Origin of the sequence: Haloactinospora alba (genome assembly GCF_006717075.1) — a bacterium.
GTDB classification, from domain to species: domain Bacteria; phylum Actinomycetota; class Actinomycetes; order Streptosporangiales; family Streptosporangiaceae; genus Haloactinospora; species Haloactinospora alba.
Map to the genome: position 1 here is coordinate 201,704 of NZ_VFQC01000003.1, position 24,893 is coordinate 226,596.

Here is a 24,893-nt window from a genome sequence, read left to right on the forward strand (position 1 = left end):
ACAGGCGGCCCGTGGGCCGCGCTGCCGTGTGCCCGGACCGGAGTGCGGGAGGACACGGCCGCGCCGCGCGGGTGGCAGCGGCGGTGGCCGTGCGGGACAGCCCGTCAGCGCGGCCGGGTGCGGCCGCGCTGTGCCGAGTGGGGTGGTCTCCCGCACGGGTCATCGGCAGGGTCCCCTCGTCCGCAGTGGTGGCTGGCGTCGGCAGGGGGGAAACGTGTCCGGGACAGCGGCGTTCCCGTATCCCGCCGGAAGTATCCCGGCGCGGCTGTTCCCCTCGCCGCCGTTGACACAAGCATTCCCGTCCGGTGCGGGCTGCACGCAACACCGGCTGGCCCGGGATGCGACGATGGTACACATGAGAACCGTCGCCGTAGCAGCGGCACTGGCCGTCGCGGTGACGCCGTTCACTCCCGTGGCCGCGGCGGCCGCCACCGGCGGGCAGCAGTCCCCCGAGGAGGACCCCTCCGGCGGGGAGCGGGCGTTCACCCTCCAGGACCCCCGGATCAGGGAGTCGAGCGGACTCGCGCGTTCCGAGCGGCACGACGGCGTCTACTGGACCCACAACGACAGCGGCGACTACGGTCCCGACATCTACGCGGTGGACAGCGCGGGCGAAACCGTCGCCACCGTCACCCTCACCGGCGGAGGGGTGGAGGCGCGTGACTGGGAGGCGATCGCCACCGGCACGGGAAACGACGGGGAACCGGCCCTCTACATCGGCGACATCGGGGACAACGCGGGTGGTGAGTGGCCCGGCATCCGGGTCTACCGGATCCCCGAACCGCGCGACCTGACTGACCGGACCGTCGAGGCGACCACGTTCACCCTCACCTACGCGGACGGGGCCCGCAACGCCGAAGCGATGATGATCGACCCGCGCGACAACCGACTCTACCTCGTCAGCAAGGAGCTGGCCGGCACTCTCTACGCCGCACCCGCCGAACTGGACCCGGCGGGCACCAACACCCTGGAACCCGTGGGATCGGCGCCGCTGTACGCCACCGACGCCGCATTCGCCCCGGACGGTTCCCAGTACGCCGTCCGTACCTACCGGGGTGTGACGCTCTACGACGCCGAGGGCGGCGTCCCGGGAGAGAGCACAGCGGACATGACCCTGCCCAGCATGGAACAGGGGGAGTCGCTGACCTACGGGGGCGGCGGGAAGGCGCTCCTCGCCGGGAGCGAGGGGGACAACAGTCCGGTGTGGCGCGTTCCGCTGCTGGAACCGGAAACCCCGTCACCGGAGGCCGGGGAGGGAAGCGAGACCACCGACAGCGCGGACAGCGGCTCCACGGAAGGCCAGGGGTGGAGCGCTTCCTCCCTCATCTGGGTCGGGGTGGGCGTCACGGCGCTGGTGATCGCCGGCATCGTACTGCTGGCCCGCCGCGGCTGAGCCCGGGCGGGGCGGAGCGGTGGAAACGGCTCACACGCCGGCGAGGTCGGCCAGTACCTCGGCCTCGGCCATCTCACTCTCGGCCTCCTCCCGTGCGCCCCGGTTCACCAGGTCGAGGGAGGACTCCACCGCGCGCGCGAAGGCCCAGGCCACCAGCCGCTCCTCCGGTTCCCCCAGGATGCCGGAGGCCAGTCCGAAGCGGTGCCGCAGGACCCGGTGCGGGTCACTGTGATCCAGCGGCGGTTCGACCTGCATGACCAGCGGCCACAGGTCGTAGGCCGGGTCGCCGACCATCGGCTTCGGGTCGATCGCCAGCCACTGGCCGCCGCCCGCTTCCAGGATGTTGCCGGGGTTGGCGTCGCCGTGCACGACCGCCGCGCGTTCGGATGTCGCCGGAAGCGTCTCCAGCAGTGCGGCGCCCGCCTCCACCAGGTAGGGGTCGAAACCGGGCCGGTGGTACTCCATGTAACCGCGTGTCGCGGCCGCCCACTCCACCGTCACGTCGGCGAGGAACTCCATCCCGAGGCTCCCGCCCGGGTCGTGTTTCCACAACCCCGACAGGGTGTGCGCCCCGGCCGCCAACAGCTCCTCGGGGGAACCCTCGGCCTCACTCATCCGGCCACCCGGCTCGCACGCCTCCATCAGCATGGCGAAACCGTCCTCGGCCGACTCGTACAGGCGCACCGCGCCGTCACCGCCCCAGAACCGCAACGCCCGCGCCTCACCCCGGCCCTCACGGTGCGGGTAGGCGACCTTGAGCACCGCGCGTCTCCCGGAGGCGGTGGCCACCGGTGCCACCCAGGAGCAGCTCCCTCCCTGGAAAGGACGGCCGAGCCGTAACCCCCACCGGTCGCGCAGCCCGAGCACGGTGCTCTCCAGCTCCTCGAGCCACGCCGGCCCGCCCGGCAGCGCCGCCACGGTCTCCTGCACGGCCGGTGGCGGCGGGGCCGGGTGTTCCTGGGGCGGGAGGATCGTCGGTCGCGTCATATCACACCGTCCACGTGGTGGGCTCGTACTGGCCCCACCCCGGCCGTCGGCAGGCCGGCGCCAGCGCGCGGGTCAGGGTCAGGACTCCTGGAAGAAGAGCTCGCGGCACAGGTGGGCGTGTCGCGAGTGGTCGGTGAACACGCCGTCGACGCCCGCGGCGAAGTACGCCTCGTATTCGGCGGCGAACCCACCATAGTCGTTCTCGGCGCCCGGCGAACGCAGGTTCGCGGGAAGGAACCGGTTCTCGCTGCGGAACGTGAAGGGGTGGACGAGCAGTCCGGCCTCGTGGGCGTCGGACACCAGCGAGGTGGGCTCACCCAGGTTGTCCTCGGAGTCGCGGGGGATCACCAGCCGCTTGTCCGGCCCGATCGCCTCGGCGTTCCCGGCCACCTCGGCCAGCCCCTCCGGGGTGGTGAACGGCTGCCAGTGCTCCTCGGTGCCCATCAGCAGCACGCGGGGCACCTCCGCATCCTCCAGCTTCGCCAGGCTCTGGGACTCGAACGACTGCAGGAACACGGGGAGGTCCGGTTCCGGGCCGGTCAGACCCCGCTCCCGCAGGAGGGCGAGCAGCGGCGGTTCCAGGTCGAGACCGACGGAGGCGTGGTAGGCGGGGTGCTTCGTCTCCGGGTACACCCCGATGCGGCGGCCGAGCTCCGCGGTGAGCCGCTCGGCGAGGTCGATGATCTCCGACAGGGTCGGGATGGCGTACCTGCCGTCGTGGGCGGTGTTGTCCGCGCGCAGCTCCCGGAGCCGTTCGGTGGCGCCCAGCGTCCTGATCTCCGCCAGAGTGAAGTCCTGGGCGAACCAGCCGGTGTGCTCCCGGCCGTCGATCGTTCTGGTGGTGCGCCGGTCGGCGAACTCGGGCCGCTCGGCCACGTCGGTGGTGTCGTCGATGCGGGCCTCGTGCCGCGCGACCAGTTCCCCGTCCGCGGTGGCGACCAGGTCGACCTCGAGAAAGTCGCCCCCGTGCCGCGCCCCCAGCTCGTAGGAGCCCAGCGTGTGCTCGGGTCGGTGCCCCGAGGCGCCGCGGTGCGAGATGATCGGGATGGCAGGTTCCTGCTTGTTCTTGCGCACAGTCGAATTCCGTCCTTGACCGGGGCACCGGGCCCGCGCACAGACGTGATGGCCGGCCCGGTCGGGCCGACCATCAGGTTTATACCGTCCTGCCCGGTCAGGACAACTTGCCGACCACGTGCTCGATGCACTCGGTGAGCGCGCGCACGTCCTCCGGCGGGATGGCGGGGAACGTGCCGATGCGCAGCTGGTTGCGTCCCAGCTTGCGGTAGGGCTCCGTGTCGACGATGCCGTTGGCGCGCAGCGTCGCGGCGATCGCTGCGGCGTCCACGCTGTCGTCGAAGTCGACCGTGTTCACGACCTGTGAACGCTGGGCCGGGTCGGTGACGAACGGGGAGGCGAAGTCGGACTTCTCCGCCCAGTCGTAGAGCACGGAGGAGGACTCGGCGGTGCGGCTCACCGCCCACTCCAGGCCGCCCCGGTCGTTCATCCACTCGATCTGCTCGGCGAACAGCATCAGTGTCGCCACGGCCGGGGTGTTGTACGTCTGGTCCTTGCGGGAGTTGTCCACTGCGGTCGTCAGGGACAGGAACTCCGGGATGTAGCGGCCGCTCTCGGCGATCTCCGTGGCGCGCTGCAGCGCCCTCGGCGACATGATGGCGACCCACAGGCCGCCGTCGGCCGCGAAGCACTTCTGCGGCGCGAAGTAGTACACGTCGGTCTCGGCGATGTCCACCGGGAGCCCGCCGGCGCCGCTGGTGGCGTCCACCAGCACCAGCGCGTCGTCGTCCGCGCCGGGAACGCGGCGGATCGGGGCGGCCACACCGGTCGACGTCTCGTTGTGGGTGAGGGCGTAGGCGTCGACGCCGCTCTCCGCGCGGGGCTGGCCGTGGGTGCCGGGCTCGCTCTCGATGACGGTCGGCTCGGACAGCCACGGGGCGCCCTTGGTGACTTTGACGAACTTCGACGAGAACTCGCCGAAGCTCAGGTGTTGGGACTTCTCCCGGATCAGGCCGTGCGCGGCGATGTCCCAGAATGCGGTGGTGCCGCCGTTACCGACGACGACCTCGTAACCGTCGGGCAGCGAGAACAGGCGCTCCAGGCCGGAACGCACCCTGCCCACCAGGGACTTCACCGGTTTCTGCCGGTGCGAGGTGCCGAGGTAGTCGGTTCCGGACGCGGCGAGAGTGTTCAGTTGCTCGGGACGGACCTTGGACGGGCCGCAGCCGAAGCGGCCGTCGCTCGGTAGCAGGTTCGCGGGAATCTGAATCTCAGTCACCTGTACCAGCGTAGTGGCTGGGGTGGGGCTGGTGGAGGGACGGGGGCGGATTGCGGTGAATAATCCCAGTTCAGCGGGGTGTCGCGGAAGGTCGCCCGTGTCGGGCGTTACCGGACGGTCGGGAACGCTCCCGGCGGGGGTGGACCCGGGGGAGCCACCGTGTACACAATTCCGGACGGAACGCGTTCGGGCTGGAACAGGAGCCCCCGTCGGACCGCCGTGCCTGCCACCGTCCCCCACGGCAGTTCCGGACACGTCCGGGAGAGAACCATGTCCCATTCCGCCTCGGAGGGAACGCCGGGTGAGGCACGGGAGCGGCCGGAGTTCCTGGCCGCCTTCGACGAGCTGCGCAGGCGCCCATCGGCGTCCGAGATCCTCTGGCAGTTCCGCGCGCACAACAGGGCGGAACGGCGCGTCCCCTCCATCCTCGGTGCGGAGCGCAGGCGCGGTGATGTCGCACTGCCCGCCCCGGTGCTCGACCTGGAGCTGGAAAACCCCGACGACACCGATGAGGTGTTGGAACGCCTGGAGCAGCGCTGCGGCAACCACCCGGTGGTGAGGCTGGGGAAGAGCCAACGGTCGAACTCTTCTCCTGAGGGCACCGACGGTCGGGGGTGAGCCACTACGGCAGAGCTGTTCGAGCTGCTTCGGTCAGTGAAGGAGGGGTTGAGCACCAACGGCCGGCAGGGTGGCAGCGATGAGCGGAGCAACACGTGGAAGGAGCAGGACCCGCCCGTCCCGGCCTTCCGCCGCCTGGACTCGCTGTTCGCTCTGGTCAAGTTGGATCCCTACCGGATCCGGGATCAGTACAACGACCAATCCTCAGAGGATGACGGGGACAAAAGCGAACAGGAAGGCGAGCCCCAGGATCAGGACACTGGCCAGTCCCGAGAAGACGCCAGAAGTGAAGGTAAACAGAACAACAACCTGAACGCCCAGGACCGGAAGATCTATGTGCACGTGATCAACGCGTTGTGGGGCCAGCAGCCGCCGAAGCCCGATGTGCCATGGTCCCGCCGGCTGTGGAGGTTCAAGAAGTGGCTTTACTGGGTCCTCGCGTGGGCAACCAGCGTCTCCTTCGGCAAGCTGGACGAGAAGGTCCTCTCGCCGCTGTCGTTCATCGTTACGTCGGTCGCCTCCGTCGGGGTCCCCTCCATCGCGGCTGCCTTCGGGAACTTCAACACTTTCGTGACAGTCTCAGCAGCGGTTCTCCTGATGCTGTTGAACACCGCGCTGTGGTTCCTGGTGCTGTTCCCCTGGCGCAAGTACGTGTGGCTGCAGAAGCAACCCCACTCACTGAGGGAGCCACAAAACGGAGCGGAGCCAAACGGGACCCGCCACTACCGGGAAGTGGGGGTGCGGGTTCTCAACGCCTACCACGAGAAAACGAACAAGAACCAGGCGTTCGACGCCGAGGACCCTCCGGATATCCAGAAACTCGCCGTCAACGCCCTGTTGAGCGACCTCGAGGACGCCTACGGCATCAGCCGCTGGCGGCACCGGTGGCCGTGGCCGCGCCGGCAGCGGTTCCGCCTGCCCACACTGATCGCCGACGTCCGCCATCTCAGCGAGGCGGAGGTGCACCTGCTCCGGCTGATCGAACGCGCCCGCCTCTCCTGGAAGTTCCCCGACCCGCTCGTCGTCACGCTGGTACGACCGCGCGGCCAACCGCTCCCCGCGGGGATCGCCGGCGATGTCGCCGCCCGTGCCCGTAGGGACGCGCGCAAGGAGAAGGAGGGAGCGATCCAGCCGCCCGAGGTCCGGGAATGGCGGCGCGTCCGCTACCTCATCGGTCGGGTGGGGCAGCAACGGACCCTGACGATGGCCGTGGACACAGCATCCGCAAAGGGGGAGGTGGAACCCGACAGGCACTTCGCCTACACCAAAGCCATGCTGGCCCTGCGGACCTCTGCCTACACCGGCTGCGCCCTGTCAGCGGTGGTGACGCTTCTGGCCGCCGGGTCGCTGACCGCGCACGCACTCAACCCGTGCGTGCAGGGGGCGGCGCTGACACCGCCGAGCGACGTCGACAATCGCGGGAAGGAGTGCGTGGGCCTGACCGACGGCTCGTTCGCGTTCGACGACCGCCTGGAGCGGGTGCAACAGCGGATCGCCGAGGAGAACGAGGCGGTGGAGAAGTCCGACGAGCCCTACGTGACCGTCGTGTACCTGGGGGCCATGTCCCGGGAGGGCGGGAGCGCGGACGGCGGGAACGGCGACAGCGACGCCCTGGCGGGCGTGCACGGCGAACTGGCGGGGCTCGCGGTGCGGCAGCGGGAGCACAACGAGGACCGCTCCGGAACCGGGGACGATCCCTCCCCGGCGCTCCGGGTGCTGCTGGCCAACACCGGCGCCCGCTGGCAGCACGGGCGTGAGGTGGCGCGACTGGTGGCCGAGAGGGCGCGGGACCCGGAGAGGGCGGGAGACGAGCGGATCGTGGCCGCGGTCGGCTTCGGACAGAGCCTGGAACCGACGACGGAGGCCGTCCGGGAGCTCACACGCGCCGCCATCCCGATGGTGGGCAGCACGACGACCTTCGACGGCATCGCCGAGATGGAGACGGGCGGGAGCAGTCCCTTCTTCTATCCCGTCGCGCCCTCCAACACCCGTATCGCCACCCAGGCCGCCCACTGGGCGCGGTACGGCGCCTCCCCCGCGGAGGAGGGCAGTGCGGGGCACCGGCTGGAACCCGCGGACACGGCGGTGGCGCTCGCCGACGACACGCAGGACGAGAGCTACGGGGTGGACCTGGCGTCCACGTTCATGCGGGAGTTCTCCACGCGGGGAGGGCAGGCGTACCAGCAGCGGGGGGCCGCGCCCCACACCACCGCGGGGGGAGAGGAACTCCCGGAGGGTGTGGTCCCCTACGGAGCCGAGGCCGGGCGGACCCTGGGCGAGCGCATCGAACGGATCTGCCGCACGGACCCCACACCGGACGTGGTCTACTACGCGGGCCGCTCCGACGAGTTCGGACAGCTCTACGGGAACCTCCCGCGCAACGGGGCGTGCGCGGACGGGATGACCGTCATCGGCAGCGACGACATCGCCAAGTACATCACCGACCACATCGAGAACCTCAGTGAGAACACCGGTGACTTCCCGGTGTTCTACACTCCCCTGGCCGCCAGCGACACCCGCTCCAACACCAGTGAGCTGAACGAGGACGGGTTCTACTCCGAGCTGGACACGTTCACGGCGGAGGAACTCGACCTCGGGGAGGAGAACCCCGGGCGGGAACGGCCCTCGACCGCGCACGCGGTCATGGCCAACGACACCCTCACGGTCGTGGCCCGGGCGGCGACCCGGGCGGGGCTGGCGGACATGGAGCACCGCGGGGACTGGGAGACACCCACCTACCTGGACGTGGAGCTCCGCGCGACCGAGCGGGTCGCCGGAGTGAGCGGCGTGCTCGGTTTCGGGGGAGAGGAGGACCGCTGGAAGGACGACAAGCTCGTGCAGCTCGTCCAGGCCGGGCCCCGGCAGGAGCAGCAGTTCATCGCGGCGTGCGGGCGTATCACTCCCAGCACGGGCGACACGGGCCCCAACTGCTACCGGTGATCCGGTTCCGCCGGTGGTCGTCCCGCCGGGGGTGAAGCCGGCTCGGGCGGCCACCGAACCGAAAAAGATCCCGCGATCGTGATCACGGGATCTTCTCCGGTGTGCTCCGTGGGGGAAGGGGTGGGTTACACGCCCTGGGCTAGCGCCTCATCGGCTCCCTCGACCTCCTTGATGTCGCGCGCCGCCGGCCCGGTGTAGTGGGCGCTGGGCCGGATCAGCCGCCCGGTGCGCTTCTCCTCCAGGATGTGTGCCGACCACCCCGCGGTCCGGGCGGAGGTGAACATCGACACGAACATGTCGGAGGGGATCTGGGCGAAGTCCAGGACCACCGCGGCCCAGTACTCTACGTTGGTGGCGAGCACCCGGTCCGGCTTGCGGGCGTGCAGCTCCTCCAGGGCCGCGTTCTCCAGCGCCGCGGCCACCTCGTAGCGCGGGGCGTCGAGTTCCTGGGCCGTGCGGCGCAGCACGCGGGCGCGGGGGTCCTCCGCACGGTAGATGCGGTGGCCGAAGCCCATGAGCCGGTCGCCGCGGTCCAGCGCCTGGCGTACGAACTGCCGCGCGTCCCCGATGCGTTCGGTCTCGTCCAGCATGTGCAGCACGCGGGCCGGGGCACCGCCGTGCAGCGGCCCGGACATGGCACCGACCGCGCCGGAGAGCGAGGCGGCCACGTCCGCCCCGGTGGAGGCGATGACACGGGACGTGAACGTGGACGCGTTCATCCCGTGCTCGGCAGCGGACGTCCAGTAGGCGTCCACGGCCTTGACATGTCGCGGGTCTGGGTCCCCGCGGAGCTGGATCATGAACTGCTCCACGACGGACCTGCCCTCGTCAACCCGGCTCTGCGGGACGGCCGGCTGGTCACCGCGCGCGGACTGCGCGATAACCGAGAGAGCGGCGGAGGCTGCCCGGGCCACGTTGTCGCGCGCCTCCTGCTCGTCGATGTCGAGCAACGGTTTGAAGCCCCAGCGCGGAGCCAGGGTCGCCAGCGTGCTCTGCACATCGACACGGACGTCGCCGGTGCTTACCGGGAGAGAGATGGGATCCGCGAAGGGAAGTCCGGGGTTGAAACTGTTGTCGACCAACAGCCCCCAAACGCGCCCGAAGCTCGCGCGGCCGACGAGGTTCTCGATGTCGACTCCCCGGTACCGGAGGGCACCGCCCTCCTTGTCCGGTTCGGCGATCTCGGTCTCGAACGCCACGACTCCTTCGAGCCCGGGTTTGAAGTCCGACATACCGGCTTCCTCCGTCTTCTCGGTCCATGGAAAATGGGGTGCATCCATTGAACCGTTTGGGGATATTTCGGTGACACGTGAGGTGTCGTTAGTGTGCTACCGCCGCCGGGTGGCGCTTACCCCGCAGACCATGTGAGGATGCACCACTGTGAACCATTGTGATCCCGCTGAGCTGCGGGAACCGTACGACGGTACGCCGTTGTGCCGTGTAGATCTGGCTGATCACCCTATGCAGCAGTTTCACATCTGGTTCACACAGGTGCACGACTCGGGTCTGGCCGAACCGAACGCGATGGTGCTCGCGACGGTCGACCCGCTGGGAACCCCCCGGACGCGAACGGTCCTCCTCAAAGCCTACGACCGTCGCGGCCTGTGCTTCTTCACGAACCGCCATTCCCCGAAAGGCCGGGCGGTCCTCCAGAATCCCCAGGTCAGCGTCACATTCCCGTGGCACGCGGCGCAGCGACAGGTCATCGTGTCCGGTCGTGCAAAACCTCTCAGTGCGGAAGAGAACGACGCCTACTTCCGTTCCCGCCCGTACGGCTCGCAGATCGCCGCCTGGGCGAGCGAACACCAGTCCGAGCCCGTGACCGACCGGGTGGAGCTCAACGAGCGCTACGCGCGCGTGGCCCAACGGTGGCCGGAGGGGACCGAGGTCCCCCGTCCCCCGTACTGGGGCGGGTTTCGTATCGTCTGTTCGGAAGTGGAATTCTGGCAGGGTGGATCCAATCGAATGCATGATCGATTCCGCTACCTGCTGGTCGCCGGTAACGCTGTCGACGGGACGTGGAGGGTGGACCGGCTCTCCCCGTGAACATCGCGTGTCACGGAGGGGACCGTTCGTCGCCGACCCCCGATCCGCCCCGCCCCGTACGGCAGTGGGAGGCACGCCGCCACGCTATTATGTAACGCATCGGTGGCCGCTCCCGCGGCCAGGGGCGTGCGGGCCGGTCGGCGTGGCCAGCGTCGCCGGGTCGGCGAGGAATCTACCGCCACTGGTCTGTGTTGAGAGTCCAGCCGCTACCAGCTCTCAACGGGCCCACGAGGGGAGGGGGAGCACGTGACCGCACATGGGCTGATCGACACCACGGAGATGTACCTCAAGACGATCTTCGAGCTTGAGGAGGAAGGCATCGTGCCGCTGCGGGCGCGGATCGCCGAACGCCTGCAGCAGAGCGGACCCACGGTGAGCCAGACGGTCGCCCGGATGGAGCGCGACGGCCTGCTGCGCGTGGAGAACGACCGTCACCTCCTGATGACCGACGAGGGCCGCAGACTCGCCACGCACGTGATGCGCAAGCACCGCCTCGCCGAGCGCCTCCTGGTGGACGTGATCGCTCTCCCCTGGGAGGACGTGCACGTGGAGGCGTGTCGCTGGGAGCACGTGATATCCGACGCGGTCGAGGAGCGGCTGATGCGGGTACTGGACGCGCCGGAGGTGTGTCCCCACGGCAACCCGATCCCCGGGTTCGACTCGTTGGGGCCGATCGACTCCGTTACCGAGCCGATCACCAACGACGAGATCGTCTCGATGCTCGAGGTGGTCGGGTCGACCGAGGTGACCGCGGTCGTGCGGCGTATCAGCGAACAGCTGCAGAGTGACACCGACATTATGCTCGCTCTGAAGCGCGCCGGGGTACAACCGGAGACGGAAGTGCGGCTGCTCGCCGGTGAGGACGGCGTTCGGGTGATTGATGGTGGTAGCGAGGATGGCGAGTCCAGCGAGCTCCCTCGGAACATCGCCAGCCATATTTTCGTCACGAAACCGTAAGCCCATGGTGCGGCGCCTTCGCCGCATGTCAACCGCCGTGAAATGGCGTAATGCTCTGCGGATACGCGCCAGCCGTTGCTACGCTCGTTGCGAGGCAGGGGCAATCCGAGCTTCGGGGGGAGGAAGCGGCTTTCCGGTGCACGTTCCGCTTCGGCAGCACCGACGGTTCCCAGTCGACAGGTGGCGTTCCGGGGGGCGGCAGTGCTCCCGGAAGGGCGGGAGCGAACACCTTTCCCGGCCGCGGGAGGCCGGACGCGACGGCAGGCCGGTCCTCACCGCCGGTATCCCGCATAGCAGCAGAGAGTGAACTCGTGTTCGAATTCGTGAGGGCGATTCTGCCTGATTGGAAGGACGGGGTATCCGGCCCAGATCACCGATGAGACGGTGGGGGGGAGACTCCTGCGGTAGCGACGTGCGGGCGGAGGCGGCTGTCCTGGAGCAGGCGCAGATCGCTGTCCTCGTCGTGGACCGGTTCAGTCATCTCCGCTACTGGAACTCGTTCGCTCAGGAACTGTTCGGTTTCGTCAGCGGGCGGGACTACGTCGGAGCCTCGCTGATCGACCTGGGGATCCACGAGTCCGAGCACGAGCGAGCGATCCAACTGGCGCGGCGGGTACTCAACGGCGGCACCTGGGAGGGCACGTTCGCCTTCGTCCGCGGTGACGCGACATGGCTGCACATCCGCCTGCAGGCGGTGCCGACGCGGGACCCGTCGGGCACGATCGACGGCATAGCGCTGTTCGCGCACGAGGCCATGGGCGGCGGCCGTGTGGAGGAGCAGTATGGCCTGCTGGACCGGATCGGGAACCGGCTCGCCGGTTCGCTGGAGTTCGACTCCACGATGACCTCGGTCGCCGAGACCCTGGTCCCGCAGTTCGCCGACCACTGCTTCATCGACCTCTTCGACCACGACCGGTTGGTCCGCCGCGTCTCGGTGCACGCCGAGGGCTGGGAACCGCCCCCCGGTTCGTGGTTCGAGGTCGGCGAGGAGGTGCGCTACCCGGCGCGGCACTTCGTCCGCACCGCACTGCGGCGCATGGAGACGCTGGTCGCCGGCGACCCGGCGCGCGGGGACGACGACACCTCCGAGAGCGCCGCGTGGGCCGCCGAACAGGTGGGGCTGACGTCGGCGATCGCCGCGCCGCTGCGCGCCCGCGGGGAACTGCTGGGCGTGCTGACCCTGGCACTGTCCCACCTCTCCGCGCGGGACAAGGCGCACTACGACGGGTACGACCGGGACCTCGCCGGAACGGTCGCCTCCCGGGTCGCGCTGGCGATCGACAACGCCCGCCTGTTCGAGGAGGAGCGCAGCACCGCGCTGGCGTTCCAGAACAGCCTCCTGCCCCGCTCGTTCCCCCAGTTCGACGGCCTCTCCATCGCGCACCGGTACGTGCCCGCGACCCCGCTGGAGACGCACGGGCACGGGGTGCAGACCCAGGTCGGGGGAGACTTCTACGACGTCATCCCGCTGTCGGCGGGGAGGGTCGGCATCGTGGTCGGCGACGTCGAGGGGCGCGGGCCGCACGCCGCCGCGGTCATGGGCCAGCTCCGGGCGGCACTGCGGGCCTTCGCCCAGGCCGACCGGGAACCCGGCGACATCCTGCGGGAGCTCGACGAGTGGGTGCGCATGCTGGGCCGCCCCGACGGGGACGGCGGGACATGGGTTCCCAGCGTGAGCTGCTTGTACATGGTCTACGACGCCTGGTCGCGGGAGCTGTCGTACGCCAACGCCGGCCACCCGCCGCCGCTGCTCATCAGTGAGGGGAACGTGGCCGAGCTGGCCCTGGAGGTATCGGACACGCTCCTCGGGGTGAAGGCGCGCGGTATCCCCTACGACGACGCCGTCTACCAGCAGGCCGACCTCACGCTCCCTCCCGGCGCCACCCTGCTGCTGTACACCGACGGTCTGGTGGACCGCAAACCCGCGGGGGAGGCGGTGGACATCCGCCGGTCCCTGGACCAGCTGCACGAGCGGGTGCGGGAGGTCGCCGACAAGGACGTGGAACAGATCGCCGAGAGTGCCGTGACCGCGGTCCCCGGCGATACCCACGACGACACGGCGCTGCTCGTGGTCCGTTCCCATCCGGAGGAACTGGCCATGCGGGAGGGGTGGTTCCCGGCCCAGGCGCCCACGGTGGGGGAGGCCCGACACCTGGCCGCCAGCACGTTCGACGAGTGGGGGATGGACCGCGGCCAGGCGGAACTGGCCTGCCTGCTGGTCTCGGAGATCGTCACCAACGTCGTGGTGCACGCCGCGCCGAACCCGGGGCGTACGGACGTGCCCACTGGGGACGAGAGCGGCGAGGACGACGAGGCGGAGCGCACCACCGAGCCGGGGGGAGAGCCGGACCTGCCCGGTGGGGACGGCGCGGACGAGTTCGACGAGGACTGGTCGGACCTACTGGAGGAACTGCAGGAGGACACGGGGGAACCGGCGTCGCAGCGCCCGACCGAGTTCCTCCTGCGGCTCCGCCGCGGGGCCTCGTCGGTGTGGGTCGAGGTGTTCGACCGGGACCTGCGGCTGCCGCGGATCCGCAGCGCGGGCGCCGACGACGAGGGCGGCCGGGGGCTGTACCTCGTCGACCAGTTGGCGTCCCGGTGGGGGTCCCGTCCCACCCCCGACGGCAAGGCCGTGTGGTTCGAGGTCGCGATGAAGGCGGACTAACCGTCCCGGCCGTCCCGGCACCATGGTGCCGGGACACACCGCGCCTATCGCCAGGACCACGCCCACAGCAGCAGCACGACGAAGATGAAGAACACGACCAGGCCGCTGGTCGCCCAGGGGATGTACACCCTGCCGCGGAGCTTGCGCACCCCGATCACCAGCAGGAGGACCAACAGTCCCAGGACGATCAGGCCGTCCCACGCGCCGCTCATCCGTTCTCCTCTTCCTCCGCCGGGGGCCGCGCGGCGCGGCCGGTGCGGTCACGGTTCAGAAGCCCAGTGAACGCCCCACGATCTCCTTCATGATCTCGGTGGTGCCGCCGTAGATCGACTGGATGCGGGCGTCCTGCCAGGCCTTGGCTACGGGGTATTCCATCATGTACCCGTACCCGCCGTGGAGCTGAAGGCACCGGTCCATCACCTTGTTGCTGAGTTCGCTCGTCCACCATTTCGCCTTGGCGGCGTCCTCGATACTCAGTTCCCCCCGGTTGAGCAGGGTGATCGCCCGGTCGACGTAGGTGCGGGCGAGGTCGACCTCGGTGGCGAGTTCGGCGAGCAGGAAACGGTTGTTCTGGAACTTGCCGATCGGACGTCCGAAAGCCGTGCGGTTCTTGCAGTACTCGATGGTCTCGGTGAGCATCAGGTCGGCGCCGGCGGTGGCGGAGAGCGCGATCGACAGCCGCTCCTGGGGCAGGTTGTTCATCAGGTAGATGAAGCCCTGGTTCTCCTCACCGACGAGGTTGGCGGCGGGAACCCGGACGTCGTTGAAGAACAGTTCCGCGGTGTCCTGGGCCTTGAGCCCGATCTTCTCCAGGTTGCGGCCGCGTTCGAAACCGGGGGTGCCGCGTTCCACCGCCAACAGTGAGATGCCGTGCGCCCCGGCGTCGGGGTCGGTTCTGGCGACCACGAGCACCAGGTCGGCGTTGATCCCGTTGGTGATGAACGTCTTCTGCCCGTTGATGACGTACTCGTCGCCGTCGCGTACCGCCGTGGTCTGCACGTTCTGCAGGTCGCTGCCGACGCCGGGCTCGGTCATGGCGATGGCCGTGATCAGCTCGCCGCTGCAGAACGCGGGGAGCCAGCGGTCCTTCTGCTCCTCGGTGGCCAGTCCCACCAGGTAGGGCGCGACAATGTCGTTCTGCAGGGGGAACCCGAGGCCGCTGGCGTGTACGCGGCAGATCTCCTCGGTGACCACGGCGTTGAACCGGTAGTCGTCGGTGCCGGATCCGCCGTAGGCCTCCGGCACGCCCAGACCCAGAATCCCGACCTCTCCCGCCTTGGTCCACGTTTCGCGCGGGACGATCCCCTCCTTCTCCCACTCGTCGTGGTAGGGGACCACCTCGCGGTTGAGGAACTCGGCCACCGACTCGCGGAACAGCTCGTGGTCCTTGTCGAACAACTCCCGCTGCATGATCAGGCTCCATTCGCTCGCGCTGGGTTGGCTCCGGGGGCGGAACGCGCGCCCAGCGTAACCGAATTTCGTTCGGTTTTGCACGGGTCATCTCCGTGTAAAACAACAGCCATCCCCGCGCGGCGGGGGCGGACACGGGACACGACGCGGTTACTCTCGCGCCACAAGCGGCGGGGAACCCCCCGTGCCGGACACGAGCAGGGACCGGGCAGTGATGGCCAAGCACGCATCCCAGTACCGCAAACGCAGAAGCCAGCGGGAGCCGCACCTCGCGGTGATCATCGGTGCGCTGCTCCTCGCGGTCCTGGTCGCCGCGCTGAACCAGACCGTCGTCGCCACCGCGATGCCCCGGATCGCCGCCGACCTGGGCGGCCTCAACCACATCTCCTGGGTCGTGACCGCCTACCTGCTGGCCGTGACGGCGACCACCCCGCTCTGGGGCAAACTGGGCGACCAGTTCGGCCGCAAGTGGATCCTGATTCTGTGTCTGGTCCTGTTCCTCCTCGGAGCCGCCCTGTGCGGACTCGCGCAGAGCTTCGGCCACCTGATCCTGTTCCGCGCCGTCCAGGGGCTGGGCGGTGGCGGTCTCATGGTGCTCGCCCAGTCCGTCATCGGCGACGTGGTGCCCCCGCGCAGCCGCGGCAGCTACATGGGGCTCTTCGGCGCGGTCTTCGGCGTCGCCAGCGTGGCCGGGCCGCTGATCGGCGGGTTCATCGTCGACCACCTCTCCTGGCGGTGGGTCTTCTACGTCAACCTGCCACTGGGCGTCATCGCCCTCGTCGTCCTGCTGGCGGTCCTGCCCGTCACCACAGCCTCCCACCGGCGCGCCGTCGACTACGCCGGCATCGCGATGGTCGCCGCGGCCTCGACCTGCCTGGTGCTCCTCACCGCCTGGGGCGGGACCAGCTACGCCTGGACCTCCCCGCAGGTCCTCGCTCTGGCGGCGGGAACCCTGGTCTTCGGCGCGCTGTGGTGGCTGAGCGCCCGGCGGGCCCCCGACCCGGTCCTGCCGCTGTCCCTGTTCACCAACCCCGTCATCGTCGTCGCCGCCCTGATCAGCTTCACCGTGGGCTTCTCGATGATGGGCTCGATGGCCTACATCCCCCTCTTCCTCCAGATCGTGCACGGCTACTCGCCCACCGCCTCGGGGATGCACATGCTGCCGATGGTGGCCGGCATGCTGCTGTGCTCGATCGGCAGCGGCCAACTCGTCACCCGGACCGGCCACTACCGCGTCTTCCCCATCCTCGGGTCCGCCCTGGTCGCCGTGGCCCTGTACCTGCTGTCCACCATGGGGCCCGACACCCCCTTCACCCCCATGAGCGTCTACCTCTTCCTGCTGGGAAGCGGGCTGGGCCTCACGATGCAGGTGGTCGTGGTCGTGGTGCAGAACGCGGCCGACTACCGCAACCTGGGGGCCGCGACCTCGGCGGCCACCTTCTTCCGCTCCATCGGGGGCGCCATCGGCACCTCCGTCTTCGGTGCCGTGTTCGGCGCCCGCATCGGCACCGAGATCACCCAGCGGCTGGCGGAGACCGACGTCCCCGTGGGGATGGACCCGCAGGACCTGCAGAACAACCCGGACGCCCTGGGCCAGCTCCCGCCGCAGGCACAGCAGGCGTTCCTCAGCGCCTACGCTGACGCGGTGGACACCGTGTTCCTGTCCGCGGTCCCCGTCGCCGCCGCGGCGTTCGTGTTCGCCCTGTTCCTGAAACAGATCCCGCTGCGCAGGACCATCACCGAGACCGACCTGGACGAGGCGCTCGCCCCGGTGCGCGCCGACCGTCAGCCCTTGGCCGAGGTGGAGCGGGCCCTCTTCCACGCGATGGGCCGGGAGGGGCCGCGCCACATGTACCGGCGCCTCGCCGCGGCCGCGGAGGTGGAGCTGTCGGCCGCCGCTAGCTGGGTGGTGACGCACCTGGGCACGGCGGGCCCCATCACGGCGCGCGACCTCGCCGAGATGTCCGGCGCCTCGGGCGAGCGCCTGGAGGAGGTGCACGACGAGCTGCTCGATGCCCGCCTGCTGCGGGACGGCTCTCCCACGTGGGAACTGAACGAGCGGGGGCGCGACGTGGCGCGCCGCCTCTTCGAGGCCCAGCGCACCGCACTGGAGGAGCTGCTCTCCGAGTACTCCCCCCGGGAGCACCCGGAGCTGGTCACGCTGCTGGAGGGGGTGTGCCGGGAAACGCTCGGTGAGGAGCGCGACGCCGGGATCATGGAGGAGCCGCGCCGGCGCGGCTCCTCCTGACGCCGCGTTTCCGCACCCCCCGCTCTCGCCTTCCACGCCTGAACCGAATACGATTCGGTCAAATACGGTCGATCGTGGTTCGTTCAGGAGGGCAACCGTGGCTGAGGCATTCATCGTCGGCGCCGTTCGTACACCGGTAGGGACGAAGAAGGGCGCCCTCGCCGGCGTCCACCCGGCAGAACTGGGAGCGCACGTTCTCAAGGAGACCGTGGCGCGCACGGGCGTCCCCCCGGCGGCGGTCGAGGACGTGATCATGGGCTGCGTGAGCCAGGTCGGCCCCCAGGCACTGGACATCGCACGCACCGCGTGGCTCTCCGCCGGCCTGCCGGAGAGCACCCCCGGGGTGACCATCGACCGGCAGTGCGGCTCCTCGCAGCAGGCCGTCCACTTCGCGGCGCAGGGCGTCCTCTCCGGAACCCAGGACCTCGTGCTGGCCTCGGGGGTGGAGAACATGGGCATGGTTCCGATGGGCGCCAACGCCAAGTTCGCCATCGACGAGGGGCTCCCCCTGTTCGGCGACGGGTGGACCGACCGTTACGGCACCCAGGAGATCTCCCAGTTCCGCGGCGCCCAGCTCATGTGTGAGAAGTGGGGCTACAAGCGCGACGACCTGGAGCGGTTCGCGCTGGAGAGCCACCGCCGTGCCGGTGCCGCGCGCGACGCCGGCCGGTTCGACACCGAGATCGCCCCCATCGCCGGCGTGGAACAGGACGAGGGGGTCCGCCCGGACACCACCCTGGAGAAGATGGCCGAACTCCAGCCCATCCGGGAGGGCTGGGAGCTGACCGCCGCCGTCGCCAGCCAGGTTTCGGTGGGTGCCGGCGCCGTGCTGATCGCCTCGGAACGCGCGGTCGCCGAGCACGGCCTGACCCCGCTGGCCCGCGTCGTCCAGCTGTCCCTCGTGGGCGACGACCCGGTGTACATGCTCACAGCTCCCATCCCGGCGACGCGCACCGCGCTGGAGAAGTCCGGTCTGGGGATCGGCGACATCGACGTTACCGAGATCAACGAGGCGTTCGCCCCGGTGCCGCTGGCGTGGTTGGACGAGCTCGGTGCCGACCCGGAGACGGTCAACCCGAACGGCGGCGCGATCGCGCTCGGCCACCCCCTGGGCGCCACGGGCTCGGTCCTGATGACCAAGCTGGTGCACGAACTGCACCGCACCGGCGGCCGGTACGGTCTGCAGACGATGTGCGAGGGCGGCGGCCAGGCCAACGTCACCATCATCGAACGGGTGTGACCCGGCGCACGGGCGGGGCCGGCGCGATGCCTCCGGTCGTGCGGCCCCGCTCGCGGGGGTGTGTACCGGAGGCGCCGTCCGCACCGTGAAGGGGCCGCCCTCCCGTGCCAGGGCCTGCGCCCGGCGTGTGGCCGCCCTGCCCGACGCCCGCCATCGTCGCGGCGACGCCCCGGGGCCGGGGCCGCTTCCCGGGGCTCAGCCGAACAGGTCCGCCGCGCTTTCCACGTCCCGACACTCCAGGATCCTGGACCGGACGTTCCTCCGACACCGCGATCCCGCGCGTCTCCAGCACCGCGAGCACGTCCTCCCGCGCGGCTTCGGCCCTGCCTTCGGACAACCCCCGGGCGCCGAGCCGCTGGGCGAAGCCGCTCCTGTACTCCCCGGTTCCGGTTACCAACAGTTTCTCCAGGTGGTTTCGGGCGGCCGCGGGCAATATCGCGGACAGCACCGCCAGCTCCGGGTCCGGTCCCAGCACGAGCGGTTCCAGCACGAAACCGGGGTGTCCGGTGTCGATGGGGCGGGCGGCCCGCCGCGCGGTGCGCTCGTGCGGGCACAGCACCAGGAGCGCGGTTGGGCACGTGTGCCGGGGCGTGCGGTGAGCAGGTGGGCCGGCCAGGACCAGTGTTTGCCGTCGTCGGGTCTGAGCTGGATCCCGACCGCGATGACCTGCACGACCCGGTCCTCGTCGTAGAGCTTGACCACACCACCGGCGCGGTACCCGGCGGGTCGGCGTTCTGTCGGATCTCCGGGTGCGAGCGCGGCTTCGGCGTGTGGCGGGATGTCGGCGCCGAGCACGTCGCGCGCGAGAACAGCGGCCAGCTCCGGTTCGTAGCGGAAGAGTCCGAGAGGGAGTTCGTGCTGGTGTGTCGGCACGGCTCCGGAAGATAGCGAACAATGCGCTATGTGTGTGGATGGGTCCAAAAAGTTACTATAGGGTAGGACCGGCCAGGGCCCCGACGGTCGAAGGGGTCCTGGCCGGGGAGGCGCGCGTCAGTCGTTGTAGTTGGCGATGCACTGGTTGAGCAGGTCCAGGTTGACAGCGAGCAGCGAGGACGTCTGCTGTTTTTCGATGCAGGCCTGGTAGGCCTCCGAGCCGGAGTGCGCGTTGGCGGCGGCCCCCGCGGAGCCCAGGCCGAGGAGAGCGACGCTGACCAGAACCGTTCCGGCGATCTTCGTGGTGCGGCGCATAGTGGTGTTTCCTCCGTGTGTGTTGCTCGTGTGCACGGACGGCCGTCTCACCACACATATGACCCTTTGTATCCAAAATGAAACGTTAAGTAGCGAAACGGATGATGCGGGGGTGCGGTCTCGGGGTATGTGGTGCGGCCGTGTCACGCGTGGGTGGCGGGATCTCCGTCCGTGTCCTGTGGGGCCGGGAGGGTGGCGGTCGGCGGCGGTGCGCTGTGGGGTCGGAGTCGCCTCCGGCTTTCGGGCTCGAAGGGCTGCACCAAAAAATTTTCCCTTGGCCACCTTGAAAACCTGTAGTCAGTACTATAAATTTGTAGGTGTCAGCGATGGAACTTAGCTTGGTTGAACGCTAAGGAGGTGTCGTAGGCGATGATGCTGCGGTTCGACCCTTTCCATGACCTGAGCAACCTCGCCAACGAGATGGTCAACGCCACCCGCGGGCCCCGCATGGCTCCCATGGACGTCGAGCGGGAGGGCGAGAACTACGTGGCGAGGTTCGACCTTCCCGGGATCGACCCGGACAGCGTCGACATCACGGTGGAGAACAGCACGCTGACCGTGCGCGCCGAGCGCCCGGAAGTCGCCGAGGGGACCCAGTTCCTCGTCTCCGAGCGGCCGCGCGGCTCCTTCGTCCGCCAGCTCACCCTGGGCGACGGGCTGGACGTGGAGAAGATCGACGCGGACTACCAGAACGGGGTGCTCACGCTGCGGATCCCGGTGGCCGAGCGCGCGAAACCGCGCAAGATCAGTGTCACTCCGAGCGACAAGCGCCAGGAGCTGAGCTCGAACGTCACGTGACTCCGCCGGCCACGCCCGGGTGCGGCTACCATTGGCGGCGCCCGGGCACGAGTCGTGTGAGAGGAGCGGCGAAGAATCACGATGAACCGGGGCAGGCTGGACGACGAACACTATCCCGCCTACAGCATGGGGCGCGCTGCCGCGATCATCGGTGTGCAGCAGGCGTTCCTGCGCAGTCTGGAGGGGGCGCTGCTCGCCCCCTCGCGTTCCCAGGGGGGCCACCGCCGCTACTCGCGGCACCAGCTCGAGCTGGCCGCCCGCGCCAGGGAGCTCCTCGACGAGGGGATGCCGGTGGCGGCCGCGACCCGCATCGTCGAGTTGGAGATGCGCGTCGAGCGGGACGCGGCGCTGATCAGCCAGCTCCGGCAGCGGATCGCCGAACTGGAGCAGCACCGGCGCACGGAGTAGGCGAGATCCGTACCGCCGGTCAGCCCTCCACCCGTACCCCGCCGGACAACCCCAACCAGTCGGCCATCCGCTCCAGCTCGGCCTCCAGGGCCTCCCTGGTCTCCCGCGGGGCGCCGTCCTCCAGCGTGGTGCGGCGCGCCAGCAGCGTCTGGCCCGCGCGGTCGGCCTTCAGGTCCACCCGCGCGACCAGGTTCTCCCCGAGGAGGAACGGCAGGACGTAGTAGCCGTGCACGCGTTGGGAGCGGGGAGTGTAGATCTCCAAGCGGTAGCGGAACCCGAACAGGGACGCGGTGCGTTCCCGCTCCCACACCAGCGAGTCGAACGGGCTCAGCAGCGCCCGCGCCTCCACACGGCGGGGGACGCGGGCCTCCCGGTGGAGGTAGGCCGGCTGGTTCCAGCCCTCCACCGTGACCGGGACCAGATCGCCGGCCTCGACCAGTTCCGCCACGGCACGGGACGCCTCCGCGGCGCCGATCCGGAAGTAGTCCCGCAGACACCGCTCGGTGCCCACACCGTGCGCGCGTGCGGCGATACGCAGCAGCTCGCGCCGGGCCTCGTGCGGGTCGGGGTCCGCAGCCCGGTGCACCTCCGCCGGAAGGACGCGCTCCGGGAGGTCGTAGCGGCGTTCGAACTGCCGGGTGCGGCCGTTGGCGGTGACCTCACCGGACCAGAACAGGAACTCCAGGGCGCGTTTCACGAGCGACCAGTTCCATCCCCAGTGGTCGGTGGGGCGCGGCGCGTCGTGCTCCAGCGCCCGTTCGATCTCACGCGCGGTCGCCGGGCCGTGGCGCTTGACCTCCTGCCGGGCGGCGTCGACCAGGTCGGGGTGTTCGGCGGCGACACCGCCCAGCAGGCTCCACGGCCTCTCGTGGGCCCGCGCCATGCGCCAGCGCAGTAGCCGCCGGGTGCTCGGCGGGACCAGGCTGGCCTCGTGGGCCCAGTACTCCACCAGCCGGCCGGAGCGGCCGGACGCCGCCCGGTCCAGCAACCGCGGGTCGTAGCTTCCCAGCCGGGAGTACACCGGCAGGTACTGGCTGCGCGTGACCACGTTCACGCTGTCGATCTGGATGACGCCGACCCGGTCGATGACGCGGGACAGGTGGCGCATGGTGGGCGGGCCCGAGGGCGGGCGGTCGGCGAACCCCTGGGCGGCGAGCGCGACCCGGCGAGCCTGGGAGCGGGAGAGGGCGGCGTCCCGTTTCGGGTGGGGAGGTGGCTCCATGGACGCCGAGTCTAGGCTCTGTTCGGGGGCGCTGTTCGTCAGACGGCTCCTGACGCAGGCGGACGGCCCTCCCGCCCCGCGGTCTTCCCCGGAGCGGGTGTCACTGTGCCGTCTCCGCGCCCGCGGAACCGCTGCGGGACGGGAGCCACACGGTCACCGCGGTCCCCTCGCCGGGGGTGGAGGTGATGTCGACATCCCCGCCGTGTGCGGTGACGACCGCGTACACGATGGACAGGCCGAGCCCGCTCCCGCCCCCCGGGGCGCGGTTGCCCCGGTAGAAACGGTCGAAGGCGCGACGCAGGTCCTCCGGTCCCATGCCGGGCCCCTCGTCGGCCACCTCCAGGACCGCGTTGTCCCCCTCCGTGCGCAACCGGACCGCAACGGGGGTGTCCCCGGAGGTGTGCTCGTCGACGTTGGCGAGGAGGTTCGCCAGGATCTGCCGGACGCGCGCGTCGTCGGCCTCGCAGGTCACCCCCTCGGGCGCGTCGAGCGTGACCTCGCGTTCGGGGGCGCGGGCGCGCGCGTCGGCGACCGTCTCGCGCACCGCCGCGGACAGGTCGACGTCGCTCAGCTGCAGAGCACCGGTGCGGTCCAGCCGGGCGAGTTCGAGCAGTTCGGCGACGAGCCGGCTCATCCGCTCCGACTCGTGCTCGATCCGGTTCATGGCCTCCGGCAGACCCTCGGCGTTGAGGGCGCCCTGCCGGTACAGCTCGGCGTAGCCGCGGATGGTCGTCAACGGGGTGCGCAGCTCGTGGGAGGCGTCCGCGGCGAACGCGCGGATGCGCTCCTCGGACTCGCGCTGCGCGGTGAACGCCTGCTCGATCCGGTTCAGCATGGTGTTGATGGCCGACGCCAGACGGCCGACCTCGCTGTGCGTGTCGGCACCGGGCATGCGCTCGTCAAGGTCGGGTCCGGTGCTGATCCGGTTCGCGGTGGTGGCCATCTGGCTGAGCGGTTCCAGCCCGCGGCCGATCAGCCAGCGCCCCGCCAGGATCAGCCCGGCCAGCAGGAGGCTGGCCGTGATGAGCTGGGTGAGGACGAGCTGCCACGAGTAGGCCTCCCGGTCGCTGGTGGGGACGCCGGTAACGAGGATCTCGCCGCGGTGCTGGCGCACGGTGGCGCGGTGCGGCGCCACCGTGGAGTCCACCCCCTCCAGTTCGAAGATGTCCTCGGTCCGGCTGTAACGCTCCAGCTCGCTGGGGGACAGGTCGTCGATGCGGTCCAGGACGACGTCCTCGCGTTCGGTGTCACCGTAGATCTGGTTGATGTCGCCGGTGTCGGGATCGAGTACCGCCACGAAGTACGGGGACGGGCTCGGCGCGTCCACACCCACCGGCGGGGTGTCGTTGTCCAACCGCACCGTCGCGCGTTCCGCGGCGAGGGAGAGCTGCGCGTCCAACCGGTCGGTGATGAAGTTCCGCAGAGTGACGAAACCGACGACACAGGTGACCAGCAGCCCCACCGCGGTGACGCTGAGGAGCCCGATCAGGAGCCGGGAGCGCAGCCGCACGTGCTGCATCTAGGTTCCGTTCTGTGGCCGCAGCGCGTACCCCACCCCGCGCTGGGTGTGGATCAGCGGCGACCCCAGCGGGTCGAGTTTGCGCCGCAGGTAACTGATGTAGGTCTCCACGATCTGCGGGTGGCCCGCGTAGTCCCAGCCCCACACGTTCTCCAGGAGCTGGCTGCGGGTGAGGACCTGGTCCGGGTGGTGCATCAGGTACGACAGCAGCCGGAACTCGGTGGGGGAGAGGTCCACGTTGACGCCCCCGCGGCGCACCTTCCACGTGCGTTCGTTGAGTTCCAGGTCGGCGACGCGCAGCTCTCCCGGATCGTCGTTGTCGGAGACGGCCGGCTGCGTGTTCCGACTGCGGCGCAGCATCGCGTGTATCCGGGCCACGAGCGCCTCCACGGAGAACGGCTTGGTGACGTAGTCGTCGCCGCCGAGGGAGAGGCCGGTGACGGTGTCGGTGGGGGTGTCCTTGGCGGTGAGGTAGATGACCGGGACCTCGTTGCCGGACTTCCGCAGCGTCCTGCAGACGTCGAAGCCGCTCACGTCGGGTAGCAGCACGTCCAGCAGGATGAGGTCGGTCTGCTGCTCGTCGGCGAGGGACAGACCTTCGTTTCCCGTTTCCGCCGTGCTCACGCTGAAACCGTGGAAGTGCAGCGCAGCTTGGACGAGGTCCCGGATGTTGGGTTCGTCGTCGATGACGAGCACGTGGTGTTGTGTAGCGGAGTCTGCCATCGTTCTCACCTTGGTGGGGGACGCGCCGGGCGGTCCCGGTCGACTGTCTCCCATGATGCCGTAGGTGCATGGGGGATTGGCGGACGATACCCGCCGGTTCCGGCACGTTGCGGACGTTCCCGGGCGCGCCGTGCGGGGCTGCCGGGCGGTTGTCCCGCCGGAACGCGGCGTGTCCGCGGAGGAGCGCGACGCTGCCTCCCACGGGAGGCCCGGGGCCGGGGGACGCCCGCGGCGGCCG

The 24,893-nt window shown here is 70.0% G+C and carries 22 protein-coding genes; 11 read left to right on the forward strand and 11 right to left on the reverse strand.

Going from position 1 to position 24,893, the window contains the following annotated elements:
- The first annotated feature begins 355 nt into the window (after positions 1-355).
- Positions 356-1,393, forward strand: coding sequence for a hypothetical protein (locus FHX37_RS21435; protein WP_141926093.1), 1,038 nt, complete (start codon positions 356-358; stop codon positions 1,391-1,393).
- Positions 1,394-1,423: 30 nt separating this feature from the next.
- Here the strand turns inward: FHX37_RS21435 and FHX37_RS21440 are convergent, their stop codons facing one another.
- The 3 genes from FHX37_RS21440 to serC form a co-directional block, all read right to left on the reverse strand.
- Entirely contained in the window at positions 1,424-2,380 is a 957-nt protein-coding gene (locus FHX37_RS21440) for an aminoglycoside phosphotransferase family protein (RefSeq protein ID WP_141926094.1), read from the reverse strand.
- Positions 2,381-2,458: 78 nt separating this feature from the next.
- The gene (locus FHX37_RS21445) at positions 2,459-3,454 is read right to left on the reverse strand and encodes a glycerophosphodiester phosphodiesterase family protein (RefSeq protein ID WP_141926095.1); all 996 of its coding nucleotides are present in this window, start codon (positions 3,452-3,454) and stop codon (positions 2,459-2,461) included.
- A 97-nt stretch (positions 3,455-3,551) separates the two neighbouring features.
- On the reverse strand, positions 3,552-4,673 hold the full coding sequence (serC, locus tag FHX37_RS21450; protein WP_394344530.1) for a phosphoserine transaminase: 1,122 nt from the start codon (positions 4,671-4,673) through the stop codon (positions 3,552-3,554).
- A gap of 270 nt (positions 4,674-4,943) precedes the next feature.
- Between serC and FHX37_RS21455 the strand changes: the two genes are divergently transcribed.
- Together FHX37_RS21455 and FHX37_RS21460 are read left to right on the forward strand one after the other, a co-directional pair.
- The gene (locus tag FHX37_RS21455; protein ID WP_141926096.1) at positions 4,944-5,291 is read left to right on the forward strand and encodes a hypothetical protein; all 348 of its coding nucleotides are present in this window, start codon (positions 4,944-4,946) and stop codon (positions 5,289-5,291) included.
- Between the two features lie 48 nt (positions 5,292-5,339).
- The gene (locus FHX37_RS21460; protein ID WP_141926097.1) at positions 5,340-8,231 is read left to right on the forward strand and encodes a hypothetical protein; all 2,892 of its coding nucleotides are present in this window, start codon (positions 5,340-5,342) and stop codon (positions 8,229-8,231) included.
- Between the two features lie 125 nt (positions 8,232-8,356).
- On the opposite strand, the gene FHX37_RS21465 is transcribed toward FHX37_RS21460, so the two are convergent.
- A complete protein-coding gene (locus FHX37_RS21465; RefSeq protein WP_141926098.1) occupies positions 8,357-9,463 on the reverse strand; it encodes a citrate synthase 2 in 1,107 nt (368 codons plus the stop codon).
- Between the two features lie 148 nt (positions 9,464-9,611).
- On the opposite strand from FHX37_RS21465, the gene pdxH reads away from it, so the two are divergent.
- From pdxH to FHX37_RS21480, 3 genes are all read left to right on the forward strand, one after another.
- The gene (gene pdxH / locus FHX37_RS21470; RefSeq protein WP_141926099.1) at positions 9,612-10,277 is read left to right on the forward strand and encodes a pyridoxamine 5'-phosphate oxidase; all 666 of its coding nucleotides are present in this window, start codon (positions 9,612-9,614) and stop codon (positions 10,275-10,277) included.
- A gap of 246 nt (positions 10,278-10,523) precedes the next feature.
- Positions 10,524-11,234: a metal-dependent transcriptional regulator gene (locus FHX37_RS21475; protein WP_141926100.1), complete on the forward strand. Its 711-nt coding sequence runs from the start codon at positions 10,524-10,526 to the stop codon at positions 11,232-11,234.
- Positions 11,235-11,610: 376 nt separating this feature from the next.
- Entirely contained in the window at positions 11,611-13,899 is a 2,289-nt protein-coding gene (locus tag FHX37_RS21480; RefSeq protein WP_141926101.1) for a SpoIIE family protein phosphatase, read from the forward strand.
- A gap of 44 nt (positions 13,900-13,943) precedes the next feature.
- On the opposite strand, the gene FHX37_RS23090 is transcribed toward FHX37_RS21480, so the two are convergent.
- Together FHX37_RS23090 and FHX37_RS21485 are read right to left on the reverse strand one after the other, a co-directional pair.
- Positions 13,944-14,111, reverse strand: a complete 168-nt coding sequence (locus FHX37_RS23090) for a hypothetical protein (protein WP_170181674.1) — start codon at positions 14,109-14,111, stop codon at positions 13,944-13,946.
- A gap of 55 nt (positions 14,112-14,166) precedes the next feature.
- Positions 14,167-15,309, reverse strand: coding sequence for an acyl-CoA dehydrogenase family protein (locus tag FHX37_RS21485; RefSeq protein WP_141926102.1), 1,143 nt, complete (start codon positions 15,307-15,309; stop codon positions 14,167-14,169).
- Between the two features lie 214 nt (positions 15,310-15,523).
- Between FHX37_RS21485 and FHX37_RS21490 the strand changes: the two genes are divergently transcribed.
- A complete protein-coding gene (locus tag FHX37_RS21490; RefSeq protein WP_141926103.1) occupies positions 15,524-17,557 on the forward strand; it encodes an MDR family MFS transporter in 2,034 nt (677 codons plus the stop codon).
- Positions 17,558-17,654: 97 nt separating this feature from the next.
- Complete coding sequence (locus tag FHX37_RS21495) at positions 17,655-18,797, forward strand: acetyl-CoA C-acetyltransferase (RefSeq protein WP_141926104.1); 1,143 nt, start codon at positions 17,655-17,657, stop codon at positions 18,795-18,797.
- Here FHX37_RS21495 and FHX37_RS21500 read toward each other — a convergent pair.
- Positions 18,781-19,356, reverse strand: a complete 576-nt coding sequence (locus FHX37_RS21500) for a hypothetical protein (protein WP_141926105.1) — start codon at positions 19,354-19,356, stop codon at positions 18,781-18,783. The two genes, FHX37_RS21495 and FHX37_RS21500, sit on opposite strands and share 17 nt — an antisense overlap.
- A 62-nt stretch (positions 19,357-19,418) precedes the next feature.
- Between FHX37_RS21500 and FHX37_RS21505 the strand changes: the two genes are divergently transcribed.
- Positions 19,419-19,685, forward strand: a complete 267-nt coding sequence (locus FHX37_RS21505) for a hypothetical protein (protein ID WP_141926106.1) — start codon at positions 19,419-19,421, stop codon at positions 19,683-19,685.
- A 102-nt stretch (positions 19,686-19,787) separates the two neighbouring features.
- On the opposite strand, the gene FHX37_RS21510 is transcribed toward FHX37_RS21505, so the two are convergent.
- Complete coding sequence (locus FHX37_RS21510) at positions 19,788-19,985, reverse strand: hypothetical protein (RefSeq protein ID WP_141926107.1); 198 nt, start codon at positions 19,983-19,985, stop codon at positions 19,788-19,790.
- A 369-nt stretch (positions 19,986-20,354) separates the two neighbouring features.
- Here FHX37_RS21510 and FHX37_RS21515 point away from each other — a divergent pair, with 369 nt between their 5' ends.
- On the forward strand, positions 20,355-20,783 hold the full coding sequence (locus tag FHX37_RS21515; protein ID WP_141926108.1) for an Hsp20/alpha crystallin family protein: 429 nt from the start codon (positions 20,355-20,357) through the stop codon (positions 20,781-20,783).
- An 81-nt stretch (positions 20,784-20,864) separates the two neighbouring features.
- The gene (locus FHX37_RS21520; protein ID WP_141926109.1) at positions 20,865-21,191 is read left to right on the forward strand and encodes a MerR family transcriptional regulator; all 327 of its coding nucleotides are present in this window, start codon (positions 20,865-20,867) and stop codon (positions 21,189-21,191) included.
- A 19-nt stretch (positions 21,192-21,210) separates the two neighbouring features.
- Here the strand turns inward: FHX37_RS21520 and FHX37_RS21525 are convergent, their stop codons facing one another.
- The 3 genes from FHX37_RS21525 to FHX37_RS21535 form a co-directional block, all read right to left on the reverse strand.
- Entirely contained in the window at positions 21,211-22,413 is a 1,203-nt protein-coding gene (locus tag FHX37_RS21525; RefSeq protein ID WP_141926110.1) for a winged helix-turn-helix domain-containing protein, read from the reverse strand.
- Between the two features lie 100 nt (positions 22,414-22,513).
- Positions 22,514-23,932, reverse strand: a complete 1,419-nt coding sequence (locus FHX37_RS21530) for a sensor histidine kinase (RefSeq protein ID WP_141926111.1) — start codon at positions 23,930-23,932, stop codon at positions 22,514-22,516.
- A complete protein-coding gene (locus FHX37_RS21535) occupies positions 23,933-24,655 on the reverse strand; it encodes a response regulator transcription factor (protein WP_141926112.1) in 723 nt (240 codons plus the stop codon).
- Between the last annotated feature and the right edge of the window lie 238 nt (positions 24,656-24,893).

Bases quoted from the DNA above. Each gene is read 5' to 3' on its own strand.
- FHX37_RS21435 (WP_141926093.1), top strand. From the start codon at position 356: ATGAGAACCGTCGCCGTAGCAGCGGCACTGGCCGTCGCGGTGACGCCG.
- FHX37_RS21440 (WP_141926094.1), bottom strand. From the start codon at position 2,380: ATGACGCGACCGACGATCCTCCCGCCCCAGGAACACCCGGCCCCGCCG.
- FHX37_RS21455 (WP_141926096.1), top strand. From the start codon at position 4,944: ATGTCCCATTCCGCCTCGGAGGGAACGCCGGGTGAGGCACGGGAGCGG.
- FHX37_RS21465 (WP_141926098.1), bottom strand. From the start codon at position 9,463: ATGTCGGACTTCAAACCCGGGCTCGAAGGAGTCGTGGCGTTCGAGACC.
- FHX37_RS21480 (WP_141926101.1), top strand. From the start codon at position 11,611: ATGAGACGGTGGGGGGGAGACTCCTGCGGTAGCGACGTGCGGGCGGAG.
- FHX37_RS23090 (WP_170181674.1), bottom strand. From the start codon at position 14,111: ATGAGCGGCGCGTGGGACGGCCTGATCGTCCTGGGACTGTTGGTCCTC.
- FHX37_RS21485 (WP_141926102.1), bottom strand. From the start codon at position 15,309: ATGCAGCGGGAGTTGTTCGACAAGGACCACGAGCTGTTCCGCGAGTCG.
- FHX37_RS21490 (WP_141926103.1), top strand. From the start codon at position 15,524: ATGGCCAAGCACGCATCCCAGTACCGCAAACGCAGAAGCCAGCGGGAG.
- FHX37_RS21510 (WP_141926107.1), bottom strand. From the start codon at position 19,985: ATGCGCCGCACCACGAAGATCGCCGGAACGGTTCTGGTCAGCGTCGCT.
- FHX37_RS21515 (WP_141926108.1), top strand. From the start codon at position 20,355: ATGATGCTGCGGTTCGACCCTTTCCATGACCTGAGCAACCTCGCCAAC.
- FHX37_RS21520 (WP_141926109.1), top strand. From the start codon at position 20,865: ATGAACCGGGGCAGGCTGGACGACGAACACTATCCCGCCTACAGCATG.
- FHX37_RS21525 (WP_141926110.1), bottom strand. From the start codon at position 22,413: ATGGAGCCACCTCCCCACCCGAAACGGGACGCCGCCCTCTCCCGCTCC.
- FHX37_RS21530 (WP_141926111.1), bottom strand. From the start codon at position 23,932: ATGCAGCACGTGCGGCTGCGCTCCCGGCTCCTGATCGGGCTCCTCAGC.
- FHX37_RS21535 (WP_141926112.1), bottom strand. From the start codon at position 24,655: ATGGCAGACTCCGCTACACAACACCACGTGCTCGTCATCGACGACGAA.